The sequence below is a fragment of the Streptomyces sp. NPDC048461 genome, from assembly GCF_055587105.1.
Genome location: NZ_JBVJGW010000002.1, coordinates 442,242 through 468,761, shown reverse-complemented (window position 1 = coordinate 468,761; position 26,520 = coordinate 442,242). Strand labels below are relative to the sequence as shown.

Here is a 26,520-nt window from a genome sequence, read left to right as displayed (position 1 = left end):
AGGTTCGCTGTGTCCGATTCCATAGACCTCGGCGCCTTCCCCCAGGACTTCGCCTGGGGCACGGCCACCTCCGCCTACCAGATCGAGGGAGCCGTCAAGGAGGACGGCCGCGGCCCCTCCATCTGGGACACGTTCTCCCACACCCCCGGCAAGGTCGACAACGGCGACACCGGTGACGAGGCCTGCGACCACTACCACCGCTGGCCGCAGGACATCTCCCTCATGAAGGAGCTCGGCACCGACGCCTACCGCATGTCGATCGCCTGGCCCCGCATCGTCCCCGACGGCTCCGGGCCGGTCAACGCCCGCGGCCTCGACTTCTACGACAAGGTGATCGACGGGCTCCTGGAAGCCGGCATCACCCCCTCGGTGACGCTCTACCACTGGGACCTCCCCCAGGCCCTGCAGGACCGCGGCGGCTGGACCGTCCGCGAGACCGCCGAACACCTCGCCGCCTACACCTCCGCCGTCGCCGAACGGCTCGGCGACCGCGTCACCCAGTGGGCCACCCTGAACGAACCGCTCTGCTCCGGGTGGATCGGCCACCTCGAAGGACGCATGGCCCCCGGTCTGACCGACCTGACCGCCGCCGTCCGCGCCTCCTACCACCTCCTGCTGGGCCACGGCCTGGCCACCCAGGCCCTCCGTGCCGCAGCACCCGGCGCGCAGATCGGCCTCGTCACCAACCACTCCACGGTGGTGCCCGCCACGGACCACCCCGAGGACGTCGCCGCCGCGGCCCGCATGGACGGACACACCAACCGCTGGTGGCTCGACCCCGTATACGGTCGCGGTTTCCCCGCCGACATGCGGGCCCTGTACGGCGTGGAGCTGCCCGAGCGCCCCGGCGACCTCGACACGATCGCCGCCCCCCTCGACTGGCACGGCCTCAACTACTACTTCCCCGCCACCGTCGCCGACGACCCCACCGGCCCGGTCCCCTTCGCCCGCGAAGTCCGCCTCCCGGACGTACCGCGCACCGGCCTGGACTGGCAGATCGACGCGGGCGGCATCGAGTCCCTGCTGCTGCGCCTCACCAACGACTACGGCGTGCGCAAGCTCTACGTCACGGAGAACGGCTCCGCGTTCCCCGACACCGTCGGCCCCGACGGGGCGGTCGACGACCCCGAGCGCACGGCCTACCTCGAACAGCACCTGGCCGCCTGCGCCCGCGCCGTCCGCCAGGGCGCACCGCTGGCCGGCTACTACGCCTGGTCCCTGCTGGACAACTTCGAGTGGGCGTACGGCTACGACAAGCGCTTCGGCCTCGTCCACGTCGACTACGCCACCCAGCAGCGCACCGTGAAGACCAGCGGCCGCCGCTACGCGGACCTCGTCCGCAGCCACCGCCGGCTCCACGCGTAACCGGCGGGCGCCCCCGGCTCCGGGACATCGGGCAGGGAGACTCCGGGCATCGGGGCCTGCCCGTGGCGCACGCCGGGCGTGCGGTACCGGGCGGGCTCCTCGCGTCGCCGGGCGAGCGGGTCAGGCCGAGTCGCGCAGCACCAGTTCGGCCTCGAAGACGATCGAGGCGGGTTCCGTGCGGGTGCCCTGGATGTGTTCCGCCAAGAGGCGCGCCATCTCCGCGGCCATCTTCTCGACGGGCTGGCGAACCGTGGTCAACGCGGGGCGGCACGTCGCGGCGACGCTGGAGTCGTCGAAGCCGATGACGGCGACGTCCTCGGGCACCCGCTTGCCCTGCTCGCGCAGCACCTGGCAAGCACCCTGGGCCATCAGGTCGTTCGCGGCGAACACTCCGTCCACGTCGGGATGCTCGATCAGCAGCCTGGTCATGGCCGCCGCGCCGCTGTCCACCGTGAAGGTTCCCTCGGCCACCGGAACCTCGCCCGTCCCCGCCGAGGCCAGAGCCGCGCGGAACCCGTCGAGCCGGTCCTTGGCCGCCGGGATCGACTGGGGCGCGGAGATCGTCGCGATCCGCCGGCAGCCGCGGGCCAGCAGGTGTTCGGCGGCCAGCCGGCTTCCGTCGGCGTGGTCGAGGTCGACGTGGCTGACCGCCTGCCCGGAATCCGGACGGGCGAAGAGCACCACGGGGATCCGTGCGGCGAGGAGCATCCCGGGCAGGGGGTCGCCTGCCTGGATCGACACCACCAGCGCGCCGTCGGCGGCGCCCTGGCCCAGGTAGTCCACCGCCTGTTCCCTGGCGACCTCGGACTCGGCGACCAGGATGACCGGGTGCATGCCGTGCGACCGCAGGTACCCGACGGCCCCGCTGACCACCCGTCCGAAGAACGGGTCGGCGAAGACGCGCGAGGCGAAGGTGTCCCCGGCGCCGGAGATGATCAACGCAACGGTTTCCGTCCGCCGGGTCACCAGCGACCGGGCTGCCCGGTTCGGCCTGTACCCCGTCTGCTCGACCGCGTGACGGACGAGCTCCTGGATGTCGGGATCCACGTTGCGGGTCCCGTTGACCACGCGCGACACCGTTGCCCGGGACACCCCCGCCGTGCGCGCCACGTCCTCCAGCGTCGGGCCCCGTCTGCTGCTCATGCCCAGAACCCTAACGTGCCGCCCCGTCGCCGCGGCCCGGCCCTTCAGGACGCCGCGGCCGAGCCGCGCCCCGCGCCGGGCCCCGCGGCCGGGTGACCGCCGTACGGGGTCACCGGGCGACCCTCCGCAGCACTTGCCCGTTCCCCGAAATCCCGCTGTGTACAGCCGAGGTGACGGGTTGTGAGAGAGGTGCGCAGGGAGAACGCTCGGGCTCCGGGCGAATCCGCCGCGTGAGCCCCGCGCGCCCACCCCCTCCCACCTCGGAACTTAATGAAAGACGAAAGAAAAGCGCGACAAGGCCCTTGACCGGTCGATCGCGTGACGGGCAAGGTCTGGAGAGCGCTCTCCCGTTTCAGGTTCGTTAAAGGAGCACCCATGCCTACTGGCATACCCGCCGATGCGTCGCCGAGCAGGCGACGTCCCGTTTCCCCCCGGAGGGGGCTCGCCGGGGCGGTCACGACCGCGCTCGTCGGCACTCTGCTCGCGCTGGCCCCGTCGGCCCCGGCCGCCTCGGCCGAGGCGCCGCTGGTTTCGCAGGGGAAGCCGGTGACGGCTTCCAGTCAGGAGCACTACGGCACTCCTGCGGCCGGCGCCGTCGACGGCGACAACGGCTCGCGCTGGTCCAGCGCCGCCTCCGACGCCCAGTGGCTCCAGGTCGACCTCGGCGCCGCGACCGAGCTGAGCAAGGTCGTCCTGCAGTGGGAGGCCGCCTACGCCAAGGCCTACCGGATCGAACTGTCGGTCAACGGCACCGACTGGTCCACGGCCCACTCCACGACCACCGGCGCCGGCGGCACCGAGACCGTGGCCGTCTCCGGGACCGCCCGCTACGTCCGCATGCAGGGCGTCACCCGGGCCACCGGCTACGGCTACTCGCTCTGGGAGTTCAAGGTGTTCGGCAGCACGGGAGGCGGCGACGGGGGCCCGACCCTGCCGGGCGGCGGTGACCTGGGTCCCAACGTGCACGTCATCGACCCGGCCACGCCCGGTATCCAGGACAAGCTGGACCAGGTGTTCCGCGAGCAGGAGTCGGCGCAGTTCGGCAGCGGCCGGCACGCCTTCCTCCTCAAGCCGGGCACCTACAACAACATCAACGCCCAGATCGGCTTCTACACCCAGATCGCCGGCCTCGGCCTGCGTCCGGGCGACACCACCATCAACGGTGACGTGACGGTCGATGCGGGCTGGTTCAACGGCAACGCGACGCAGAACTTCTGGCGCGGTGCGGAGGGTCTGACCGTGAACCCGGTCAGCGGCACCAACCGGTGGGCGGTCTCCCAGGCGTCCTCCTTCCGTCGCATGCACGTCAAGGGCGCGCTCAACCTGGCCCCGAACGGCTACGGCTGGGCCAGCGGTGGTTACATCGCCGACTCCAAGGTCGACGGCCAGGTCGGCAACTACTCGCAGCAGCAGTGGTACACCCGGGACAGCTCCATCGGCGGCTGGTCCAACAGCGTGTGGAACCAGACCTTCTCCGGCGTCGAGGGCGCTCCGGCCAACGCGTTCCCCGAGCCCCGCTACACCACGCTCGACACCACGCCCGTCTCCCGCGAGAAGCCCTACCTCTACCTCGACGGCAACGAGTACAAGGTGTTCGCCCCGGCCAAGCGCACCAACGCCCGCGGAACCAGCTGGGCCAACGGCACCCCGCAGGGCGAATCCGTCCCGCTCAGCCGGTTCTACGTGGTCAAGCCCGGCACCACCGCCGCCACGATCAACCAGGCGCTGGCCCAGGGCCTGAACCTGTTGTTCACGCCCGGTGTCTACCACGTCGACCGGACCATCGACGTGAACCGCGCGAACACCATCGTGCTCGGCCTCGGCCTCGCCACGATCATCCCGGACAACGGGGTGACCGCGATGAAGGTCGCCGACGTCGACGGCGTCCGTCTCGCCGGCTTCCTGATCGACGCCGGACCGGTCAACTCGCCGACCCTGCTGGAGCTCGGACCGCAGAACTCCTCCGCCGACCACGCCGCCAATCCCACCACCGTGCAGGACGTCTACATCCGCGTCGGTGGCGCCGGCGCGGGCAAGGCGACGACCAGCATGGTCGTGAACAGCGACGACACCATCGTCGATCACACGTGGGTGTGGCGCGCCGACCACGGGGAGGGCGTGGGCTGGGAGACCAACCGCGCCGACTACGGGGTGCGGGTGAACGGGGACGACGTCCTGGCGACGGGCCTGTTCGTCGAGCACTTCAACAAGTACGACGTGGAGTGGTTCGGCGAGCGCGGAAAGACGGTCTTCTACCAGAACGAGAAGGCGTACGACGCGCCCAACCAGGCGGCCATCCAGAACGGCAGCACCCGTGGATACGCCGCCTACCGGGTGGACGACTCCGTCAACACCCACGAAGCCTGGGGCCTGGGCTCCTACAGCAACTACAACGTCGATCCGACGATCATCCAGGACCACGGGTTCAAGGCTCCCGTGAAGCCGGGGGTCACGTTCCACAGCCTCCTGACGGTGTCGCTCGGGGGCAACGGCCACTACGCGCACGTCATCAACGAAACCGGGGCGTCCACGGTCCCGGCCGGCACCTCGACGGTTCCCTCGACGGTCGTCTCCTTCCCCTGAGCCGCCGTCCCTCCCCACCGGCTCCGGTGACCCACCGGAGCCGGGCCGCACTCCCCGGGCCCGGTTTCCGCCCTGCCGCCGCGGCCCGGGGGTACCACCGCTCGACCGGCCTCCGCTGACCCGACGGAGGCGAGCTCTCCCCCTGGGCCGGGTGAACCGGTCTCCCCGCCCCGGCCCAGGGGGCCCGAGCCCACACCGACCGGCCCTGCGTTCCCGGCCGGGGCGAGGCCCGAGCACCTGGCAGGGCCGTGCCCGATGACACACGGAGCGCCGTCGCGCGGGCGCGGCGCCCCACGGGAGAGCTGGTCAATCCCCACCGCCCTTGACACCAGGAGCCGCAATGTTCCCCCATCCCCCCTCCACCGGCACCCCACCCCGCCGCCGCACGCGCGGCGCGGCCGCCCTCGTCACCCTGGGCGCGCTCTTCGCGTCGTCGCTCACCCTGGCCACCGCCCCCACCGCGGGCGCCGCCGAAACGCTGCTCTCCCAGGGGAAGACGGCCACCGCCTCTTCGAGCGAGGGCGAGGCCTATTCCGCGGCCGCCGCGTTCGACGGGAACCTCACCGGCACCCGCTGGGCCAGCCAGTGGCGCGACGCCGAATGGATCCAGGTCGACCTCGGCGCGAGCCGCAACCTCAGCCGTGTCGTCCTCACGTGGGAGGGCGCCTTCGGCAAGAACTACGAGATCCAGGTCTCGGACGACGGGACGAACTGGCGCACCGCCAAAGCCGTCACCGGCAGCGACGGCGGCACCGACGAGATCGCCGTATCCGGCAGCGGCCGCTACGTACGGATGAACGGCCTGGTCCGCTCCGGCGGCTACGGCTACTCCCTCTGGGAGTTCCAGGTCTACGGCGCCACCTCGGTCGAACCCCCGACCGGGGGCGCGGTGCGCGTGTCGGGTTCCCAGGGCAACTGGCAGCTGACCGTCGGCGGACAGCCCTACACCGTCAAGGGCCTGACGTGGGGTCCGTCCTTCGCGGACGCCCCGAAGTACATGCCCGACGTGAAGTCCATGGGCGTCAACACCATCCGCACCTGGGGCACCGACGCGTCGAGCAAGCCCCTGCTCGACACGGCCGCGGCGAACGGCGTACGGGTGATCAACGGGTTCTGGCTGCAGCCCGGCGGCGGCCCCGGCTCCGGCGGCTGCGTCAACTACGTGACCGACACCGCGTACAAGAGCACCATGCTGACCGAGTTCGCGAAGTGGGTGGACACCTACAAGTCGCACCCGGCCACGCTCATGTGGAACGTCGGCAACGAATCCGTCCTCGGCCTGCAGAACTGCTACGGCGGCACCGAGCTGGAGGCGCAGCGCAACGCCTACACCTCGTTCGTCAACGACGTGGCCAAGAAGATCCACACCATCGACCCGGACCACCCGGTCACCTCGACCGACGCCTGGACGGGAGCGTGGCCGTACTACAAGCGCAACGCCCCGGACCTCGACCTGTATTCGATGAACTCCTACGGAGACATCTGCGGGGTCAGGCAGGACTGGGTGGACGGCGGCTACAACAAGCCCTACATCATCACCGAGACGGGCCCGGCCGGAGAGTGGGAGGTGCCGAACGACGCCAACGGCATCCCCGACCAGAAGACCGACGTCCAGACCGCCGAGGGGTACACCACCGCCTGGAACTGCATCACCGGCCACCAGGGCGTCGCCCTGGGCGCCACGATGTTCCACTACGGCACCGAGCACGACTTCGGCGGCATCTGGTTCAACCTGCTGCCCGACGGTCTCAAGCGGCTCTCGTACTACGCGGTGAAGAAGGCCTACACCGGGTCGACCGCGGGCGACAACACCCCGCCGGTCATTGCCAACATGGTCGTCGACAAGGCCTCCAACGCGCCGGCCGGCGGCGAGTTCACCGTCCGCGCCAACGTCAGCGACCCGCAGAACGACCCGCTGACCTACAAGATCTTCCTCAGCGGCAACTACGCGAACGGCGACAAGCGCCTGGTCGAGGCGCAGTGGCGCGCGACGGGCAACGGGACGTTCGCGGTCACCGCGCCGGAGAAGCTCGGCGTCTGGAAGGTGTACGTCCAGGCCGAGGACGGCCGCGGCAACGCGGGCATCGAGACCAAGTCCGTCAAGGTCGTCGCGCCGCCCGTGAGCGGCACCAACATCGCCCTGAACAGGCCCGCCACGGCTTCCTCCGCGCAGGCCTCCTACGGCGACTGCCCCTGCCCCGCCGGCAACGCCACCGACGGCAACACCGCTACCCGCTGGGCCAGCGACTGGAGCGACCCGCAGTGGATCAGCGTCGACCTCGGAGCCTCCAAGGCGATCCGCACGCTGCAGCTGGTGTGGGACCCCGCCTACGCCAGGTCCTACGAGGTGCAGCTCTCCGACGACGGCGCCAACTGGCGCACCGTCCACACCACCACGACCGGCAACGGTGACATCGACACGATCAGCCTGTCGGCGACCGCCCGCCACGTGCGGCTGAACCTGACCGCGCGCGGCACCGGCTGGGGCTACTCCCTGCACGAGCTCGGCGTCTACAGCTGACCTCGTGACGGGCGCGACCCCGACCGGTTCCGCCCGCCCTTGAGGGGCTGCCACCCCATGACTCTCCGGCCGCCCGGCGGCGGCCGGAGAACGGGTGGCGGGAAACGAGCCGCTTCCCGCCACCCGCCACCCGAACGGCTGCCCCACACCACCGCCACAAGAACGGCAGGAGACTTCCATGATCGAAAGTCCCAAACGGCTCTCCGCGCTCCTCGTCGCCGCCGCACTCGTCGCCAGCCTCCTGGGCGTCGGCGCGATCGCCAACGCTGCGGATCCCGGCAGTTCGGCCCCCTCCTCGTCCGCCGCGTCACACAGCGGGCACACCATGGCCGCCTCCCTCCAGGCGTCGGGTGACGACGCCGACGGGGACGGGTACATCCCGGCGGTCCCGCAGGTCACCGGCGTCACGCCGTCCGACCGGACGCCGCCGCCCGCCTACCACCACGAGTTCCAGGCGAGCTGCTCGGCCACGCACACCGCGCCGGACGACCCGATCGTCTACCCGGGCCAGCCCGGCAGGTCCCACGACCACACGTTCATGGGCAACACCTCCACCAACGCGAACAGCACCACCGCTTCGCTCTACGGAGGCGCGACCGCCTGCAAGGCCCCCGCCGACGCCTCCGCGTACTGGATGCCCTCGCTGTACAAGGGTGACCAGAAGATCCTGCCCGTCGGACCGCAGGTGATCTACTACAAGGCCGGCGTCACCGACTACACCAGCGTGCGCCCCTTCCCGAAGGGGCTGCGGTTCGTCGTCGGCAACCCGATGCAGACCGCTCAGCAGTTCCGCGCGCACAAGGGCTTCGTCGAGGGCTGGGAGTGCGGCGAGAGCTTCTTCAACACCGACTTCCCGGCGAGCTGCCCGAACCGACAGGACGTCCAGCTCAACCTCCGCTTCCAGGCACCCAGCTGCTGGGACGGCAAGTACCTCGACACCCCCGACCACCAGAGCCACATGTCGTACACGGTCGTCAAGCCCGGAACCAACGACAACATGTGCCCGGCTTCCCACCCGGTCGCTCTGCCGATGATCGAGTTCAAGATGGCCTGGCCGGTCAACGGCGACATGAGCCAGGTCCGCCTCGCCAGCGGACGCGGCTACTCCTTCCACTACGACTTCTTCAACGCCTGGGAGGAGCGCACCCTCAAGGCCCTCGTCGACCACTGCATCGTCGGCGGCCTGCAGTGCGACCCGCGCGGCTTCGACCTGTACCGCCCCGAACGCGGCACGGTGCTGAACTCGGAGTACCGGCTGCCCTGACCCGGCCGGCCCTCCGTACCGGCCCGGCCGCCCCGTCTGAACGACGGGGCGGCCGGGCCTTTTCTTCCGGCAAAGGATTGGACCTCAAAGGGACTTGACGCTGGATGCGACACCGACCAAAGCTTGGGAGAGCGCTCTCCCGCGCGGGTGAGGAGCGGATCAGGTGAATGGGGTGGGGATGAGCGGGGACATGCTCGAACGACTGCTGGAGAAGCTGGACCTCGTACAGAAGGTGAGGCTGCTGTCCGGAGCCACGACGTGGCGGACGGCCGGCGAACCGGCCGTCGGACTGCGCGAGATGGTGACCTCCGACGGACCCGCCGGAGTGCGGGGAGAGGCCTGGGACGAGCGGCGCACCTCGGCGCTGCTTCCCTCCGCCTCCGCGATCGGCGCACTGTGGGACGAGGGTCTGGCCGAGGAGCTGGGGGGTCTGCTCGCTTCCGAAGCGGTCCGCAGGGGCGTGGACGTGCTCCTGGCGCCCACGCTCAACCTGCACCGGACTCCCCTGGGCGGCCGGCACTTCGAGTGCTTCTCGGAGGACCCCGTGCTGACGGGCCGTACGGGCGCGGCGCTGGTCCGGGGCGTCCAGGCGGCCGGGGTAGCGGCCACGGCCAAGCACTTCGTGGCCAACGACTCCGAGACGGGGCGCATGCACGTGGACGTGCGCGCTTCCGAGCGGGTGCTGCGCGAGGTGTACCTGGCACCGTTCGAGGCCGCTGTCGAAGCGGGCGTGTGGGTGGTGATGGCGGGCTACAACGGCGTGAACGGCACCACCATGACCGCCAGTCCACTGCTCGCCGAACCGCTCAAGGGCGAATGGGGCTTCGACGGGGTGGTGGTCTCCGACTGGGGAGCCCTGCGTGCGGCCGTGGAACCGGCGCTCGCCGCACTCGACCTGGCCATGCCGGGGCCGCAGGGCCCGTGGGAGGAGTCCCTCGTCCAGGCCGTGAAGGACGGCCGGGTCCCCGAGGAGGCCATCGACGAGAAGGTGCGGCGCCTGCTCCGGCTGGCCGGACGCGTGGGGGCAATCGGATCGAACCGGGTCCCGCGGACCCCGGCGTTCGGGGCGCAGGAGACGCGGACGCTGCTGCGCCGGACCGTGGCCGCGGGATCCGTCCTGCTGAGCAACCACGGCGTGCTCCCGCTCGCGCCGTCCTCCTTGACCAAGGTCGCCGTCGTCGGCGCGCACGCCGACTCCCCCCGGGTGCAGGGCGGCGGCAGCGCGGGCGTCTTCCCCTCACGCGTGGTCACCCCCCTCGAAGGCATCCGCGCCCGGCTCGACGGCCTGGCCGAGGTGGTGCACGTACCGGGCCCGGGGCTGGGCGTTCCCCCGGCGCCGCTCGGCACCCGCTGGTGCAGCGACCCGCGGTCGGGGGAGCCGGGCGTGCTGCTGCGCCTGCTGGACGAAGCGGGCCGGGAGCTCCACGCGGAGCACCGGCTGTCGGGCACACAGCTCGAACCGCCCGTGGGTCCGTCCGCACGGACCGTGGAGATCAGCGCGCTCATCCACCCTCCGACGACGGGGGAATGGACCTTCGGCATCGCCGGCTTCGGCCTCATGAGTCTCGCTCTCGGCGGCCGGACCGTATGGGACGGCGCGTTCCCGTGCACCACCGACGACCCGGCCGTCGTCCATGTGAACCCGCCCCTCCACACGGTGCGGGCGGCCGTGGACACGACGGAGCCCGTCCTCCTGACGGCACGGCGTGAACTGGTCCCGGGAGCCGGGCGCGCCACGATCGTCGCGGCGGCTCCGCCGGAGCCGGAGGCGGCGGCCGCGCTCGCCGAAGCGGTACGGGCCGCCCGTGACGCGGACGCCGTGATCGTGGTCGTCGGCACCACCGAGCACACCGAGACCGAAGGCCACGACCGCGGCGACCTGGCCCTGGGCGGACACCAGGACGCGCTGGTCCGCGCCGTGGCTGCCGTCAACCGGCGGACGGTCGCCGTGGTCAACAGCGGCGGACCGGTCGAACTGCCCTGGCGCGACGCGGTGGGTGCGGTCCTGCTCACCTGGTTCCCCGGACAGGAGGCCGGATCCGGGCTCGCCGACGTCCTGTTCGGAGACGCCGAGCCCGGCGGCCGTCTCCCCACCACCTGGGCGGCCGCCCTGCCCGACGCTCCCGTCACCCACGCACGGCCCGTCGGCGGCCGGCTCGCCTACGACGACGGCATCCACATCGGACACCGGGGCTGGCTCCTCTCCGGCAGGAAACCCGCCTACTGGTTCGGGCACGGCCTCGGCTACACCAGCTGGGAGTACGAGACGGTCCAGGCCCCGGACGAAGCGGTGGAAGGCTCACCGTTCACGGTCCGCGTCCGGGTACGCAACACGGGCGGCCGGCCCGGCCGTGAGGTCGTGCAGGTGTACCTCGCCCGCCCGGACTCCGCCGTCGAGCGGCCCGTCCGCTGGTTCGCCGGCTACGCCGCGGCACACGCGGAACCCGGCGCTTCGGTGACCGCCGTCGTGGAGGTCCCGGCGCACGCGCTGCGGTACTGGTCCGAAGCCGAGGGGACCTGGATCACGGAACCCGGGACCTACCAGATCATGGTGGGCCGCTCGGCCGACGACCTGGTGTGGAGAGGCGTCCTGCCCCTTCGGGGAGCGAGCGGCACGAGGACGGGGAGGACGGGTGGCCGCCGCCCGACCCTGCCACTGCCGAGCTGACTCTCCCGCCCGCCCCGGGGCCGGCCTCCCGGCCGGCTCCGTGGGGCCGGGCACGAGGTCGACCTTCCCCGGGTCGGCCTTCAGATATACAAGCAGCTTGGCCCTCTTCGGGGGGACAAGACAGGCGTAGTTCAGCATCCGCCGGTAGGCCGTGTAGGTCTGGTTCGAGACCTTGGTGAGGCCCTCGCATAGCCCGAGCAGAGTGTCGTCGACCGCTGCGGCCAGCTCCGCCATGGCCCCGGCTCCTGGCGCAGCTCGCTGCGCCTTAGCGGTGCCCTGTATCCGGCTCCCGGCCAGGGAGCAGATGCCGCTGTCGCGTGCGACCACGGCATGAGCGGGCACCCCCGCTTGCGTGGATGGTCCTCGTCACGTGCTGGCCCGGGCCGTAGCTCCGCACTCCTGTTCGCGCATGCCACACGGGGATGGTCCGGTCGGCGCACCTACTACTTCGTGTGCGCGCGGAGATGGTCCCCTGTCCGCTCTGGGCAGTCCGCGGCGCGCTATCGCCCAATTGTGAACCTCCAGGTCCGAGGGCGGCTTGCTCCAGTCACGTCGCTCGACCGTGATGATCGGACATCTTGCGTGGGGCAAGCGTCATATCTTCGCCAATGCTCATGCCGGTCGCCAGCGCCCGGGCGGAACGCGGGTTCGACGGTGGCACCGTCCGGGAGCCCGCACGAACGAGTGCGAATCCGCCGATCCCTGCGGAAGCGGAGGATCTGCAAGATTCCAGACCTGACAGAAGGCCCTTGGTGAGCCCAGCGACACGCTGAGCCGGAACGGCCCTCTTGACATCTCACGCACCGAATTAACCGCACACACGTCCGTATTGCCGGGCTACGGTCACCCCTTCCGACCACAGAAGGGACCAACGCAGTGCGCCAATGCTCCAGCAGCGCAACCGTGTTACGAGTTGCAACCGCTCTCGCTGCCACACTCGCCGCCGTCGTGGGATCGATGGCAGCAACCCCTGCCCAAGCCAACGCTGCAATCCACGGCGCCTCGATCAGCAGGCCGCTGACACCCGACCGCGACACGGCCCGGACGCCGGAACCGAAGCCCGAGAGCAGCTCCGCGTCGCTGGCGGCCACTAGCCATGACACGTGCTCGACGCCCACGTCCGAGGGCCGCCACAGCTGCGTCGAGATCACGACCAAGGACGAGCCGTCCAATGGCGCGCTGCGGCGTTCGCCCAGTATCGCCGCCGGCGTCACGCCGCCGCAGTGGTGCGACGAGGCCAACAACCAGGTGTGGGGCACCCGCACCCAGGCCTGCATCTGGCAGACGGTCACCTACACCACCTACCGGGTCACCAACGGCCAGCGGACGACGACCGGGCAAGCCAACCTCATCGTGATGCAATACAACTACACCGACACCGGTCAGGGACGCTACGCGCACCAGATCGACACGTCGATGTACAGCGGCTGGGGAGACGCGACGAAAGGGACGATCGACGGGCAGGCAACGCTCTCAGGTCCCTGTACTCGCAACAGCGCCACCTTCCCGGCCAAGCCCCTCTCGCCCGTCAACAGCTGGAACACCGGCGAGTCCTTCTTCGACAGCTCGCTCGCGGGTCCCGCGACGAAGAGCAAGTGCAAGACACAGTGGTACCTCACTTTCAACAACGCCGGCTATGACCCAGCCGTCGTCGAATACTCGATGAACGAGGTCCGCTGCGACAACGCCACCGTCGGCCGGGCATCGGATGCGTCATCCCGTGGGCTGCATCCAACCTCGTCTACACCCGCACTGCCACTCCCGAGCTCGCCGACCACGTGTCCAAGGCCCAGTCCAGCGGGCTGCCGTCACGGCTGACCCGGACCGAGGACCAGAGCGTCATCGACTCCAACCGCAACAAGGCATGCGGGTCCGCGCCGAGCATCCCCGGCAAGTCCTGCGACGAGTACCCGATTGCGTCCTCGCAGCAGGGGCTGCACGCCGGAGGCGTACGGCGAACCCACCCGGGCTGCGGGTTCACCGGCGTTCCGGCGGGGACAGACCCTCTCGGCGTCAGCGTCTGCATGATCGCTGTAGCGGACAACAACTCTCAGGGCGGCACCAACACACAGTTCTTCCGCCGCGAGCGCGTCCTACAGGACGACCCCTTCAACGGGGTCGTCCAGTAGATGGCACTCTGTCGCCAGCCCACCCGGGGGTGTGGCCGTTGCGTGGCGACCGAGCCGGTGATTACCTCGCCTGGCGGCAGCTGCGCCGTACGACATGAGGAGCGGTGATGACGTACCACCAGGCCCCAGTCTTCATCAACGAGGGCATCTTCGGAATCTTCGACGGCGGAGAGGTGCCCATCGAGAGCGCGGACTGGTCCGGGAGCTTGATCGCCCCCATGTCGGCAGGGGCCATCGTGCGCACCGGGATCAATACCGGCAACGTGCAGGTAGAGGCGTCCACAGGTGGCTCGCCAGACGTGTCGGGTCAATGGGAGGAGATGGCAACGGTGCCGGTTTGGTCCCCTACCGGCAGCCTGCGGATCGAGTCGGTCATCAGCGGGCCGCATCCAGATCTTCCAATCCTGTCGACATCCGGCCCGGGATGGTACGAGCTGGAAGTCAAGGCCCGCGGCCGACAGCAGGACCCAGATGCTTCTGTCCTCGAATCCGCTGAGGCGTACAGGGTGTCCCTTCGGCCTGCTCCCGAGCGGGGGACCCCGGCGCCTGCCAGCACATCGGCTCTGCCTGACTCCGACGAAGAGGCCAGGCGGCGGCGGCTGCTTCAAGGGTGACGGGAGCCGAAAAGATGGCCTCTCTCAGAGGGGCGCGACACCACCATTCCTCATCACGGCCGTTGAGCCTACGCCCGGGCTCCGACCAGTTCCCGGGACGGGCTCACCGGTCGCTGCTCCCCGCGCCCGGGGATGGTCCCGCTCGGGCGATCGTCTGGTTTCACACCCGCCGACTCGAAGTCCGTGCGGAGGAACCTGCTCGACACTCCTCTTCGGGCGTCCGCACGGGGGCATCGGCAACCTGTTGCGGGGCCGACCTCTTGGTCGGCCCCGCGCCCCTCGCGAGAGTCAGACGAACGACGGGATGATGGCGGAGCCGTACGCGTCGATCGTCGCTTCCCGGGCGTCGTGCATGTCGTACACCGCGAACTGGTCGACGCCCAGGTCCCGCAGGGTCCGCAGCTTCTCGACGTGCGCCTCGGCCGGGCCGAGCAGGCAGAACCGGTCGACGATCTCGTCCGGGACGAAGTCGGCGGACGGGTTCCCGGCGCGGCCGTGGTGGCTGTAGTCGTACCCCTGGCGGGACTTGACGTACTCGGTCAGCTCCTCCGGGACCATAGAGGAGTGCTCCCCGTACCGGGAGACCAGGTCGGCGACGTGGTTGCCGACCATCCCGCCGAACCAGCGGCACTGGTCCCGGGCGTGCGCGAGCGCCTCCGGCGAGTCGTCCGCGGTCACGTACGCGGGCGCCGCCACGCAGATCGTGATCGCGTCCGGGTCCCGGCCGGCCTCAACGGCCGCCTCCCGGACGGACTTGATCATCCACTCGGTGAGGTAGGGGTCGGCGAGCTGGAGGATGAACCCGTCGGCCTTCTGTCCGGCGAGCGCGAGGGCCTTGGGTCCGTACGCGGCCATCCAGACGGGCAGCTTCCCGTCCTTGATCCACGGGATCCGCAGCGGCTTGCCGTCCACCTCCGCCTCGCGCCCCTCGGCGAGGTCGCGGATGACGTCGATGGCCGCGCCGAGGCGGGCCAGGGTGTTGGGGGCCCGGCCGGCCACCCGCATGGCCGAGTCGCCGCGGCCGATGCCGCAGACGGTGCGGTTGCCGTACATGTCGTTGAGGGTGGCGAAGGTGGAGGCGGTGACCTCCCAGGTGCGGGTGCCCGGGTTGGTGACCATCGGGCCGACGTGCAGCTTCTGCGTGTTGGCCAGGATCTGGCTGTAGATGACGAACGGTTCCTGCCACAGGACCGCCGAGTCGAAGGTCCAGCCGTAGCGGAAGCCGTTGCGCTCGGCGCGCTTCATGAGGCTGACGACCGCCGAGGCGGGCGGATCGGTTTGCAGGACGAGGCCGAAGTCCATGGGGCGGCTCCTTGCCGGCTTACAGGTACTGACAGGTGGAGCGGGGGATGAAGGCACCGTGCCCGGCACGCCCGGTGTACTCGCCTCGGTCGATGACGAGTTCCCCGCGGGAGAGCACGGTGTCGACGCGTCCGGTGATCCGCTTGCCCTCGTACGCCGAGTAGTCCACGTTCATGTGGTGCGTCTCGGCGGAGATGACCTGCTCGGCGTGCGGATCGTAGAGGACGATGTCGGCGTCGCTGCCCGGCGCGATCGTGCCCTTCTGCGGGTAGAGGCCGAACATCCGGGCCGGGGTCGCACACGCGATCTCGATCCAGCGGCGGCGGCTGATGTGCCCGTCCAGGACCGCCTGGTGGAGGAGGTCCATGCGGTTCTCCACCCCCGGCAGCCCGTTGGGGATCTTCGAGAAGTCCCCCCGTCCCAGCTCCTTCTGGCCCCGGAAGCAGAACGGGCAGTGGTCGGTGGAGACCACCTGGAGGTCGTTCGTCCGCAGTCCCCGCCACAGCGCCGCCTGGTGCTCGCGCGGGCGCAGTGGGGTGGAGCAGACGTACTTCGCTCCCTCGAAGTCGGGCTCCTCCAGGTTGTCCGTGGACAGGAAGAGGTACTGCGGACAGGTTTCGCCGAAGACCGGCAGGCCCTTGTCGCGGGCCGCCGCCAGTTCCGCGACCGCTTCCTCCGCCGAGACGTGCACCACGTACAGCGGTGCGCCCGCGACCCGGGCCAGCTGGATCGCCCGGTGGGTGGCCTCGGCTTCGAGGAGCACCCTGCGGACCTCGCCGTGGTGGCGGGGGTCGGTCTCGCCGCGGGCCAGGGCCTGTTCGACGAGGACGTCGATGGCGATGCCGTTCTCGGCGTGCATCATGATCAGCCCGCCGTTGGAGGCGCCGCGCTGCATGGCCCGCAGGATCTGGCCGTCGTCGCTGTAGAAGACCCCGGGATAGGCCATGAACAGCTTGAAGGAGGTGACGCCCTCGCCGACGAGGTGGTCCATCTCCTTCAGGGTGCCCTCGTTGACGTCCGAGAGGATCATGTGGAAGGCGTAGTCGATCGCGCAGTTGCCGTCCGCCTTGGCGTACCAGGTGTCGAGGCCCTCGCGCAGGGCGTGGCCCGGGGTCTGCACGGCGAAGTCCACGATGGTGGTGGTGCCGCCCCAGGCTGCGGCCCGGGTGCCGGTCTCGAAGGTGTCCGAGGCCGCGGTGCCGCCGAAGGGGAGTTCCATGTGGGTGTGGGCGTCGACGCCGCCCGGGATGACGTACTTCCCGGTCGCGTCGATCACGCGGTCGGCCGTCCAGGCCTCGGCGGCCGCCGAGGCGTGCGCGGCCAGGGCCGCCACGCGGCCGTCCTCGACGAGGACGTCCGCGTGCAGTTCGTCGGAGGCGGTGACGACCAGGCCGCCGCGGATCAGGGTGCGGATGCTCATGGGTGTCCCCCTACTGGACGCTGCGCAAGGCCTGTTCGAGGATGTCCGCGCCCTCTTCCGCCTCGGCGACGGTGAGGGAGAGCGGCGGCGCGATGCGCAGCACGCTGGTGTTGTACCCGCCGCCCTTGCCGAGCAGCAGGCCGCGTTCGCGGGCAGCCTCCAGGACCGCCGCGGCCGCTTCGGGGTCGGCCTGGTCGGTGCCGGGCTTCGTCAGCTCCAGGCCGGCCATGAGGCCCCGGCCGCGGACCTCGCGCACGGCGGGCACGGCGGCGGCGACGGCGCGCAGCCGTTCCAGGAGCAGGCCGCCGACGCGGCGGGCGTTGCCCTGGAGGTCGTGTTCCTGGAGGTACGCGAGGTTGGCGACGCCGGCCGCCATGGTGACCGGCGAGCCGCCGAAGGTGGAGATGGAGTTGGAGTCGAGGCAGTTCATCACCTCGGCGCGGGCGACGACTCCGCCGATGGACATGCCGTTGCCGATGCCCTTGGCGAAGGTGAGGATGTCCGGCGGGCCGTTCTGGGCGTGTGCCTGCCAGCCCCAGAAGTGGTCGCCCGTACGCCCCCAGCCGGTCTGCACCTCGTCGCTGATCCAGAGGATCCCGTGCCGGTCGAGGACCTCGCGGAACGCCCCGTACAGGCCGTCGGGCGGCGAGGTGAACCCGCCGACGCCCTGGATGGGCTCGGCGATGAGCGCGGCCACTCCCCCGCGCGCCTGGCCCAGTACGTCTTCCAGGTCGGCGACGGCGGCCGCGGTGAACTCGGCGTCCGGCAGGGCCGCGAACGGGCCGCGACTGCGGACGGCGCCGTGCACGTAGTACGTCTGGAGCGGCGAGAGGCTGGTCGGGGACCAGCCGCGGTTGCCGGTGATGGAGACGGTGGAGAACGACCGGCCGTGGTAGCTGTTGCGCATCGCCAGGATCTGGTTGGACCGGCGGTACGTGCTGGCGAGCAGCAGGGCGGTGTCGTTGGCCTCGGTGCCCGAGGTGGTGAAGAAGACCCGGGCATCGGGGATCCCGGAGAGGGCGGTGATGCGCTCGGCCAGCTCGATCATCGGCCGGTTGAGGTAGAGGGTGGAGGAGTGGATGATCCTCCCGGCCTGCTCGGCGACGGCCTTGGTGACCTCGGGCAGGGCGTGGGCGGTCATCGTGGTGAGGATGCCGCCGAAGAAGTCGAGGTAGCGGTTGCCGTCGGCGTCCCAGACGTGGCGGCCCTCGCCGTGGGTGAGCTCGATGGGGCGGTCGTAGTAGAGCGCGAGCCAGTCGGGCAGGACGGTGCGGTGGCGGCTGTGCAGGGGGATCGGGTTGGTCACGGCTGTACGAGCCCTCCGTAGGCGTCGGGGCGGCGGTCGCGGTAGAACGCCCACTGGGTGCGGACCTCTTCGATGAGGCCGAAGTCGAGGTCGCGGACGAGGAGTTCCTCCTCCTTGTCGCTGGCGGGCTCGCCGACGAACTGGCCGCGCGGGTCGACGAAGTAGCTGGTGCCGTAGAAGTCGTTGTCGCCGTACTCCTCCTGGCCGACGCGGTTGATCGCGGCGATGAAGTACTCGTTGGCGACGGCGGAGGCGGGCTGTTCCAGCTGCCACAGGTACGCGGAGAGGCCGCGCGAGGTGGCGGACGGGTTGAAGACGAGCTGCGCTCCGGCCAGGCCCAGCGCCCGCCATCCCTCGGGGAAGTGGCGGTCGTAGCAGATGTAGACCCCGACCCGGCCGACGGCCGTGTCGAAGACGGGCCAGCCGAGGTTGCCCGGGCGGAAGTAGTACTTCTCCCAGAAGCCCTTGACCTGGGGGATGTGGTGCTTGCGGTACTTGCCGAGGTAGCTGCCGTCGGCGTCGATGACGGCGGCGGTGTTGTAGTAGAAGCCCTCGGATTCCAGCTCGAAGACCGGGACCACGATCACCATGCCGGTTTCGCGGGCGAGGTCCTGCATGCGGCGGACGGTGGGGCCGTCGGGGACGGCCTCCGCCCAGCGGTAGTGCTCGGGCTCCTGGACCTGACAGAAGTAGGGGGCGTTGAAGACCTCCTGAAATCCGATGATCTTCGCGCCCTGGGCCGCGGCCCGGCGGGCGTGCGCCTCGTGCTTGGCGATCATCGACTCGGTGTCTCCGGTCCAGGTGGCCTGGACCAGCGCGGCGCGGACGACTTGGGCCATGAGCTGCTCCTCGCGACGGGAACTGACGTCGACTTCCACGGCTCTACGCACGTAGACGCAGTGCGTAGGGAGTAGAACGTAGGCCGCGCCACAGCGTGGGGCAAGAGCGCCGTGCGCGGTTGGAGTAGTCGATCAAGATACGTCGCGCCGCAGTCGTTTCCGGTCACCCGGCGGCCGATATGAGCCGCTCGGCCCGCACGCGCCGGCTACACCGGGGCGATGCCGGCGACCCGCAGCGCGTGCGCCAGGTCCCTGCGGCGGGTCCCGGACAGCGACGCGGCGGCCCGGAGCAGGCGCGGGGCGAACCACTGCGGGGCGCGCCGCGCGAGGGCGGCGGCCTCCTCGGCCGTACGGACCCGTACGAACGCGTCCAGCAGTGCCTCGGCCTCCCGGCCCCGCCCGGCCGCGTCGAGCGCGAGGGCGGCGTCGGCGATCTCGGCGGCGGGCCGGGCCACCCCCTGGCGCAGCAGCCGGTCGCGGTCGGCCTCGCGCCCTGCCCCGCCCAGGGCGGCGGCGAGCTCGGCGAGCCGCTCGGGCGGCAGCGAGGCGGCGGCCTCCCACAGCAGGGTGGCCCAGTCCGCCGCGAGCCCGGCGCGGCCCAGCTCCAGGGCCAGCCCGGGCAGCCGGTCGGCGGGCCACGCGGCCGCTTCGCAGAGCAGGGCGTGCGCCTCGCCGGTACGGCCCTGGGCGCGCAGCGCGAGCAGGTCCCCGACGAGGGCCCGCGTGGACCGGCCCGGGGCGGGGTCCGCGACCGACCCCCGCGCACGGCCGTCGGGGCCGTACGGCGCGGCGGTCGGCGGGGCGGCGGACGCCGTCGGGCCCGCCGGCGCGGACGGCGGTACGGGGGCGGACGCCGCCCCCCGGCGTGCGGAGGCGGGCCGGCCGAACCGGGCGCCCCGCGGGGCGGGCGGCGCCTCCGGGGCCGGACCGGCCATCGGGTCCGGAGCGCTCTGCCGGCCGGGACCGGCCACGGTGGCGGGGGCGTCGGGGTGGCCGGGCGGCGGGGTGAAGGCCGGGGCCTCGAAGGCCGCCGCACCCGCGTACCGGGCTCCCCCGGACGTGCGCGCACCCCGCAGCCAGCGCCCCTCGGCCCGCCCGACCGGCGGAGCCGCCGCAACCGGCTCCGCGGCGGCGGGCGGTGCGGCGGCGGGCGGTGCTCCGACACGGGCCGCTCCGGCGGGGGCTCCGACAGCCGCGGCTCCGGTGGCCGCTCCCCCGGCCGGCGCCGCTTCCCGCTGCCGCGGCACCCCCGCCAGGGGGTCGCCGTACGGTGCCGGGGGCGCCGGGGGCAGGGCCGCGAGCCGGTCGCGCAGATCCTCGTACCGGGAGGCCGCGCGGGCCGCGTCGTCCCGGGTCCAGGAGAGCTCCCGGCCCAGCGCGTCGGCCTCCGCCCGGTCGGCGGCGCGGCCGAGCCGGCCGGTCAGGTCGTGCAACGCCCGCTCGGCGTCGGCGCACTGACCGGACGCGGCGGCCAGCAGGGTCCGCAGTTCCTCCGCCCCGCCGGGCAGCCGGTCCCAGGCCGCGACGGCCGCCGCCCGCAGCCGGCCCGCGTATACGGTCTCGCGGGCCGCCGCCTCCTCGCCGCGGACACCGGCCAGGTCCCGCAGCAGCGACTCCACCACGTCCCACGGCGGGATCGCGGCCCCGTCCACGCAGGCCCGCACGCCTTCCGGATCGCGGCGCAGGAACTCCCCGTACCAGCCCGCCCCGGCATCCAGCCGCTGCGTCAATTCTCGTACGTACTCGGCGAGTTGCCCGATCACACGTGCAGTCGCGGTCTCCATGCCCGCATTGGATCCCACCCGTGTTACGGGCGGGCTACGGGAGTCTCAAAGCTTGACGGCGATCCCGGTGTGCGGCCGCTTCCCCCGGCGCCACACCGTGGCGGGAACGTCCACCGCCCAGAACTGCCAGGTGTACTTGCGCGACATCATCTTCCGCACCCGCCGCATTCCGGCGTCGTCCAGCAGCCGGGCCTCACCCTCCAGGACGGGGGCACCTTCGACGATGCGTCCGCGCACGTCACAGGGGGCGACCTTGACCCGGCCGTTGTTGCGGATCCGCTTGACCTTCCACGTGTCGGTGCGCGTCCACACGCACAGCTCTCCGCCGTCGACCACCGCCCACACGGGCGTGGCGACGGGGGTGCCGTCCTTGCGGAAGGTCGTGAGGCTGATGTAGCGGGCCCGGCCGAGCTCTTCGAGGTTCATACCGCGACCTTAGGCGGCCACCCCCTGCGCGCACCCCGGTGCGGAGCACTCGTCCGGCAGGAATCCGGCACGAATCCGGTACGAATCCGGTGCGAATCCAGGGGGTACGGCGACGACACCCCCTAGACCGGTACGGGCACCAGGGCGCTGCGGCGCAGGACCTCGTCGAGGGAGAGCCCGAGGACGCCCGCGAGGGCGGCCACGGTGAAGAAGGCGGGAGTGGGGGCCCGGCCGGTCTCGATCTTGCGGAGGGTCTCGGCCGAGAGGCCGGCGCCCGCCGCGATCTCGACCATGCTGCGCGTGCCGCGGGCCTCGCGCAGCAGTGCGCCGAGACGCTCGCCGCGCTCGCGCTCTTCGGGGGTGAGGGGGGTTCGGACCATGCCCCCATCCTACCCGCCGACCCAACAGTTATCCCGTTACAGTTATACCGGTATAGTTATTGGCATGGTGGAACTGAAGACAGACAAGTCGATCGACGAGATGCGCGCCGCCGGCCGCGTCGTGGCCCACGCCCTGACGGCCGTACGGGAGGCCGCGCGCGTCGGCGTCTCCCTCCTCGACCTGGACCGGGTGGCCCGCGGGGTGCTCGGGGAGGCGGGCGCGAGCTCCCCCTTCCTCGGCTACCGGCCGAGCTTCGCGCCCGTGCCCTTCCCCGCGGTGATCTGCGCCTCGGTCAACGACGCGATCGTGCACGGCATCCCCGGTGACTACCGGCTCCGTGACGGGGACCTGGTCAGCATCGACTGCGGGGCGGAGCTCGGCGGCTGGTGCGGGGACTCGGCGATCAGCTTCACCGTCGGCCGGGCCCGCCCCGACGACCTGCGGCTGATCGCGACCGCCGAGGCGGCCCTCGCGGCGGGCATCGCCGCCGCCGTGCCCGGCAACCGGATCGGGGACATCGCCCACGCCGTCGGCAGCATCTGCCGCGCCGCCGGGTACGGCATCCCGGACGGCTTCGGGGGCCACGGCATCGGCCGCACCATGCACGAGGACCCGGGCGTGCCCAACGAGGGCCCGCCGGGGCGCGGCATGAAGCTGCGCCCCGGCATGGTGCTCGCCATCGAGCCGATGCTGACCGCGGGCGGGGTCGACGACTACACGTGCGACGGCGACGGCTGGACCCTGCGGACCGTCGACGGCAGCCGCGCCGCGCACGCGGAGCACACGGTGGCGATCACCGCCGACGGCCCGAGGGTCCTCACCGCCCTCTGAGGCCGGCTCGCCCGCGCGGCGTACCCGGCGGTGCTACGGCCTCCCGTGCGGGTGGACCACCATCGCCGAGCCTCCGCCCCGCCGGCTGGTCTCCGCGGCCGCCAGCCAGCGGCCGTCCGGCAGGCGCTGGACACCGGTGGCGGCGCCGATCTCCGGGTTCTGCCGGAACGCCTGGCCGATCGCCTCCAGTTCCGCGCGGAGCGGGCTGTTCCACAGGCCCGGCTCCAGCTCGGTGGTGGTCTGGTTGCGCTGGCTGGCGCGCGGCGCGGCGATCGCGTCCACCAGCGGCAGACCCCGGTCGAGGTGGCCGGTCAGGGTCTGCAGGACGGTGGTGATGATGGTGGCCCCGCCCGGCGAGCCCACCGCGAGCACGGGACGGCCGTCCTCCAGGACGATGGTCGGCGACATGGACGAGCGCGGCCGCTTGCCGGGGCCCGGCAGGTTCGGGTCCGGGACGCCGGGGGCCGCCGGAGCGAAGGAGAAGTCGGTCAGCTCGTTGTTGAGCAGGAAACCGCGGCCCGGGACGGTGATGGCGCTGCCCCCGGTGGACTCGATGGTCAGCGTGTAGGAGACCACGTTGCCCCAGCGGTCGGCGACCGTCAGGTGGGTGGTGTTCTCCCCCTCGTAGGTGGTCGGCGCCGCCTGCCCGCCACCGCCGCAGGCCGCCGGCCTGCGCGGGTCGCCGGGGGCCAGCGGGCTGGTCAGCGTACGGTCCGGCCTGATCAGGCAGCCGCGCGAGTCGGCGAACCGCTGCGAGAGCAGTTCCCGGGTGGGTACGTCCTCGGCGGCCGGGTCGCCGACCCAGCGGCCGCGGTCGGCGAAGGAGATCCGCGAGGCCTCGATGAAGCGGTGCAGGTACTGGCTTTCCGAGAGCTTCGAGAGGTCCGTGCGCTCCAGGATGTTCAGCGCCTCGCCGACGGTGGTCCCGCCGGAGGAGGACGGCGCCATGCCGTACACGTCCAGGCCCCGGTAGCTCACCTTCGTCGGCGCCTGCCGCTTGGTCGCGTACGCCTTCAGGTCCCGGGCCGTCAGGTCGCCCGCGCGCACGTTCCGGGTGGCGGCCGGGTCCACCGGGGGCTTGCGCACGGCCCGGACGATGTCCTCGGCGATCGGGCCGCGGTAGAGCGCGCCGGTTCCCTTGCGGGCGAGTTCGGCGTACGTCGCGGCCAGGTCGGGGTTCTTGAAGGTGGAGCCGACCACGGGCAGCGCGCCGCCGGGCAGGAACAGCTTCGCGGTGGCCGGGAAGTCCTTGAACCGGTCCTGGTTGAGCTCCGTCTGGGCACGGAAGGTGGCGTCCACGGTGAAGCCGTCGCGCGCCAGCTTCTCCGCGGGCCGCAGGAGCTGGCCGAGCGGACGGCTGCCCCAGCTGTCCAGGGCGCTCTTCCACGTGGCGGGGGTGCCGGGCACGCCGATGCCGAGGCCGCTGGTCTGGCCCTCGGCGAACGGGATGGGAGCGCCGTTCTCCTGGAAGAGCGCCGCGGTGGCGCTCGCCGGGGCGGTCTCGCGGCCGTCGATCGTCTGCACCCGGCGGGACTTCGCGTCGTAGTGGACGAAGTAACCGCCTCCGCCGATGCCCGCCGAGTAGGGCTCGGTGACGCCGAGTGCGGCCGCGGTGGCGACCGCCGCGTCCACGGCGTTGCCGCCGGAGCGCAGGACGGCGATGCCCACGGCGGAGGCCTCCGCGTCGACGCTGGCGACGGCCCCGCCGTAGCCGGCGGCGACCGGGACCTTGGCCGGGGTCCCCCCGGAGGCGGCGGACGGCGGGGCCGCGGCGCCCATGGACACCAGGGCTCCGGCGAGGGCGACGAGGGCTAACTGACGAGCGGCGGGGCGGCGCATCCGTACCTCCAGTCGACGGCCTGTCAGGACGTGTCCAGGCCTGGGCTGCGCACTCTAACTTCACCGCACCCCCCGCGTCAGGAACACCCGCCCCGGGCTACCATCCGCCGCATGGACGACGACGTGCGCAACATCGTGCTCGGGGTGGTGGCCACCGCGATCAGCGGAGGGTTCGGCTGGTTCTCCCGGACCTACCTGTGGCGTCGCGCCCTGCGCCGCAAGCAGGCCTTCTTCGGACTGCCCACCGGGTCGGACTGCCTGTTCGTGGTCAACCGGCAGATGGGCGGCACCGATTCGTCGCTGCACCGGAACGACGCCTTCGCCCTGCTGGAGATATCCGCGCTGATCAAGGACTGCGGGGCGAACGTCCAGATCGTCACGCACGACGCCGCCCGCCAGGGCTTCGGCGAGCGGGCCGAGTTCTGCGTCGGCGGGCCCGTCTCCAACGCCCGTACGACGGCGCACCTCGACTCCATGCTCCCGGGGGTGCGCGTCGACACCTCCACGCAGGCCGGACCCGACCGGGGCGCCCTGCACGTCGGCGGGGAGACGTACCGCTGGGAGAAGGGCCGGTCCGAGTACGTGCTGCTGGCCCGGCTGACGACCGGGCAGGGCTCCCGGCCGGTGTTCCTGCTGTCGGGGCAGACGGCCAACAGCAACCAGGCGGCGGCCCGTTACCTGGCGAAGCACCACCGGGACCTCGCGCGCGCCCACGGCGGCAGTTCCTTCTGCCTCATGCTGAAGGTCGTCAACTCCGACGCCTACGGGCCGGACGTGACCGAACTCGTGGCGGACGTCACCGGGGCGGCCCGGACACCCGCAGCGGCAGCCGTGTGATCCCGTTGATGAAGTTGGACACCAACCGCCGCGGTGTTCCCGCCAGTTCGGGCGCCGGGAGTCCGGCGGCGCGCCATTCCTCGTGCAGGATCCGCAGCTGGAGCCGGGCGAAGTGGGCGCCCAGGCAGACGTGCGGGCCGTCGCCGAAGGAGACGTGCGGGTTGGGCGCACGGCCCGGGTCCAGCCGTCCGGGGTCCGCGAAGACGCGCTCGTCGTGGTTGGCCGAGGCGTGGAAGACCACCACCTTGTCGCCGGCGGCGATCGGCCGGCCGGCGAGTTCCGTGTCCCGGGTGGCGGTGCGGCGGAAGCTGAGCACCGGCGGGTGGACGCGCAGGAGTTCGTCCACGGCCCGGTCCACCGGGACCAGGCCGTCGGCGAGCCGCCGGTAGGCGTCGCGGTCGCCGGCCAGGGCGAGCAGTCCGCCGGGGGCGGCGCTGCGCACGGTGTCGTTGCCCGCGACGGTGAGCAGGAAGAAGAACATCTCCAGCTCGGCCGGGTCCAGTCCGGCCAGGGCCAGGCTCGTCATCACGTCGTCGCCGGGCCGGCGGCGCTTGTCCGCGGCCAGCTCGCGGGCGTACGCGAACATCTCGCCGAGCAGGGCCGGTGAGCGCGGGTCGCGCGGCCTGCCGTCGGCGCCGAGCAGGGGCGCGGGAGCGTCCTCGGGGTCCTGGTAGCCGATGACCCGCACGGTCCAGTCCAGCAGCAGGCCCCGGTCGGCGGCGGGCACGCCCAGCAGGTCGGTGAGGTTGAGCAGGGCGTACTCGTCGGTGACGGTGCGGACCAGGTCGGCGCTCCCGTCCACGGCCCCGTCGCGGGCCGCGCGCAGCAGCGTACGGGCCCGGCCGCGGACCCGTACCGCGAAGGCGTCCACCCGGGCGGGGGTGAAGGCCCGGGAGACGAGCCGGCGCAGCCGGCCGTGTTCCCCCGCGTCCTTGCCGGGGTCCTGGTTGAGCATGGTGCGGCGCAGGAACGGCAGGTCGGCGGGGTCGGGATCGCGGATCTGGGTGGCACCCAGCCAGGAGGAGTACGTCCGGTGGTCGCGCAGCACACGGACGACGTCGGCGTGCCGGGTGACGGCCCAGAAGCCGGGGCCGGCCGGCCAGCCCGCGATCTCCGGCTCCGGCTGCCAGGCCACGGGGTGGTGGTCGCGCAGCAGCCGGTAGCGGTCGTGCGGGACGCCCCCGGCGTAGATCCGGGGATCGAAGACGTCGGGGACGCCGGGGACGCCGCCGGCCTCGGGGACGTCGGGAGCCTCGTGGTCCATGGGG

At 72.0% G+C, this 26,520-nt stretch carries 20 protein-coding genes; 10 read left to right on the top strand and 10 right to left on the bottom strand.

Annotated elements, in window-relative coordinates:
- Window positions 1-9: 9 nt before the first annotated feature.
- Entirely contained in the window at window positions 10-1,365 is a 1,356-nt protein-coding gene (locus ACZ6S8_RS04950; RefSeq protein ID WP_469452525.1) for a GH1 family beta-glucosidase, read from the top strand.
- Window positions 1,366-1,485: 120 nt separating this feature from the next.
- Here the strand turns inward: ACZ6S8_RS04950 and ACZ6S8_RS04945 are convergent, their stop codons facing one another.
- Window positions 1,486-2,508, bottom strand: a complete 1,023-nt coding sequence (locus ACZ6S8_RS04945) for a LacI family DNA-binding transcriptional regulator (protein WP_469452523.1) — start codon at window positions 2,506-2,508, stop codon at window positions 1,486-1,488.
- Window positions 2,509-2,883: 375 nt separating this feature from the next.
- On the opposite strand from ACZ6S8_RS04945, the gene ACZ6S8_RS04940 reads away from it, so the two are divergent.
- From ACZ6S8_RS04940 to ACZ6S8_RS04910, 7 genes are all read left to right on the top strand, one after another.
- Window positions 2,884-5,091: a discoidin domain-containing protein gene (locus ACZ6S8_RS04940; RefSeq protein WP_469452522.1), complete on the top strand. Its 2,208-nt coding sequence runs from the start codon at window positions 2,884-2,886 to the stop codon at window positions 5,089-5,091.
- 340 nt (window positions 5,092-5,431) lie between these two features.
- Complete coding sequence (locus tag ACZ6S8_RS04935) at window positions 5,432-7,612, top strand: discoidin domain-containing protein (RefSeq protein WP_469452520.1); 2,181 nt, start codon at window positions 5,432-5,434, stop codon at window positions 7,610-7,612.
- Window positions 7,613-7,790: 178 nt separating this feature from the next.
- On the top strand, window positions 7,791-8,876 hold the full coding sequence (locus ACZ6S8_RS04930) for a DUF1996 domain-containing protein (protein ID WP_469452518.1): 1,086 nt from the start codon (window positions 7,791-7,793) through the stop codon (window positions 8,874-8,876).
- A 178-nt stretch (window positions 8,877-9,054) separates the two neighbouring features.
- Window positions 9,055-11,544, top strand: a complete 2,490-nt coding sequence (locus ACZ6S8_RS04925) for a glycoside hydrolase family 3 C-terminal domain-containing protein (protein WP_469452516.1) — start codon at window positions 9,055-9,057, stop codon at window positions 11,542-11,544.
- Window positions 11,545-12,492: 948 nt separating this feature from the next.
- Window positions 12,493-13,362: a hypothetical protein gene (locus ACZ6S8_RS04920; protein WP_469452515.1), complete on the top strand. Its 870-nt coding sequence runs from the start codon at window positions 12,493-12,495 to the stop codon at window positions 13,360-13,362.
- Window positions 13,323-13,673 carry a NucA/NucB deoxyribonuclease domain-containing protein gene (locus ACZ6S8_RS04915; protein ID WP_469452513.1) on the top strand — a complete coding sequence of 117 codons (351 nt, stop codon included), beginning with the start codon at window positions 13,323-13,325 and terminating at the stop codon, window positions 13,671-13,673. The genes ACZ6S8_RS04920 and ACZ6S8_RS04915 overlap by 40 nt, the downstream gene beginning before the upstream one ends.
- A gap of 107 nt (window positions 13,674-13,780) precedes the next feature.
- Window positions 13,781-14,287 (top strand): hypothetical protein, encoded by a 507-nt coding sequence (locus ACZ6S8_RS04910; protein WP_469452512.1) that lies wholly within the window; start codon window positions 13,781-13,783, stop codon window positions 14,285-14,287.
- Between the two features lie 288 nt (window positions 14,288-14,575).
- Here the strand turns inward: ACZ6S8_RS04910 and ACZ6S8_RS04905 are convergent, their stop codons facing one another.
- The 7 genes from ACZ6S8_RS04905 to ACZ6S8_RS04875 all read right to left on the bottom strand — a co-directional run bounded on the left by ACZ6S8_RS04905 (window position 14,576) and on the right by ACZ6S8_RS04875 (window position 21,744).
- Complete coding sequence (locus tag ACZ6S8_RS04905) at window positions 14,576-15,589, bottom strand: TIGR03842 family LLM class F420-dependent oxidoreductase (RefSeq protein ID WP_469452511.1); 1,014 nt, start codon at window positions 15,587-15,589, stop codon at window positions 14,576-14,578.
- A gap of 19 nt (window positions 15,590-15,608) precedes the next feature.
- Window positions 15,609-17,009, bottom strand: coding sequence for a dihydropyrimidinase (hydA, locus tag ACZ6S8_RS04900; RefSeq protein ID WP_469452509.1), 1,401 nt, complete (start codon window positions 17,007-17,009; stop codon window positions 15,609-15,611).
- Between the two features lie 10 nt (window positions 17,010-17,019).
- Window positions 17,020-18,315: an aspartate aminotransferase family protein gene (locus ACZ6S8_RS04895; RefSeq protein ID WP_469452508.1), complete on the bottom strand. Its 1,296-nt coding sequence runs from the start codon at window positions 18,313-18,315 to the stop codon at window positions 17,020-17,022.
- The gene (locus ACZ6S8_RS04890) at window positions 18,312-19,154 is read right to left on the bottom strand and encodes a nitrilase-related carbon-nitrogen hydrolase (RefSeq protein ID WP_267720720.1); all 843 of its coding nucleotides are present in this window, start codon (window positions 19,152-19,154) and stop codon (window positions 18,312-18,314) included. Before ACZ6S8_RS04890 ends, ACZ6S8_RS04895 begins: the two co-directional genes overlap by 4 nt.
- A 206-nt stretch (window positions 19,155-19,360) precedes the next feature.
- A complete protein-coding gene (locus ACZ6S8_RS04885; RefSeq protein ID WP_469452506.1) occupies window positions 19,361-20,938 on the bottom strand; it encodes a hypothetical protein in 1,578 nt (525 codons plus the stop codon).
- A 45-nt stretch (window positions 20,939-20,983) separates the two neighbouring features.
- The gene (locus ACZ6S8_RS04880; RefSeq protein ID WP_469452505.1) at window positions 20,984-21,364 is read right to left on the bottom strand and encodes a PPOX class F420-dependent oxidoreductase; all 381 of its coding nucleotides are present in this window, start codon (window positions 21,362-21,364) and stop codon (window positions 20,984-20,986) included.
- A 122-nt stretch (window positions 21,365-21,486) separates the two neighbouring features.
- On the bottom strand, window positions 21,487-21,744 hold the full coding sequence (locus ACZ6S8_RS04875; protein ID WP_469452504.1) for a helix-turn-helix domain-containing protein: 258 nt from the start codon (window positions 21,742-21,744) through the stop codon (window positions 21,487-21,489).
- 64 nt (window positions 21,745-21,808) lie between these two features.
- Between ACZ6S8_RS04875 and map the strand changes: the two genes are divergently transcribed.
- Window positions 21,809-22,576 carry a type I methionyl aminopeptidase gene (gene map / locus ACZ6S8_RS04870; RefSeq protein ID WP_469452502.1) on the top strand — a complete coding sequence of 256 codons (768 nt, stop codon included), beginning with the start codon at window positions 21,809-21,811 and terminating at the stop codon, window positions 22,574-22,576.
- Between the two features lie 33 nt (window positions 22,577-22,609).
- On the opposite strand, the gene ggt is transcribed toward map, so the two are convergent.
- Complete coding sequence (gene ggt, locus ACZ6S8_RS04865) at window positions 22,610-24,415, bottom strand: gamma-glutamyltransferase (protein ID WP_469452501.1); 1,806 nt, start codon at window positions 24,413-24,415, stop codon at window positions 22,610-22,612.
- A gap of 111 nt (window positions 24,416-24,526) precedes the next feature.
- Between ggt and ACZ6S8_RS04860 the strand changes: the two genes are divergently transcribed.
- Window positions 24,527-25,252, top strand: coding sequence for a hypothetical protein (locus ACZ6S8_RS04860; protein WP_469452499.1), 726 nt, complete (start codon window positions 24,527-24,529; stop codon window positions 25,250-25,252).
- Here the strand turns inward: ACZ6S8_RS04860 and ACZ6S8_RS04855 are convergent.
- Window positions 25,212-26,516: a cytochrome P450 gene (locus ACZ6S8_RS04855; protein WP_469452498.1), complete on the bottom strand. Its 1,305-nt coding sequence runs from the start codon at window positions 26,514-26,516 to the stop codon at window positions 25,212-25,214. The two genes, ACZ6S8_RS04860 and ACZ6S8_RS04855, sit on opposite strands and share 41 nt — an antisense overlap.
- Window positions 26,517-26,520 lie beyond the last annotated feature (4 nt).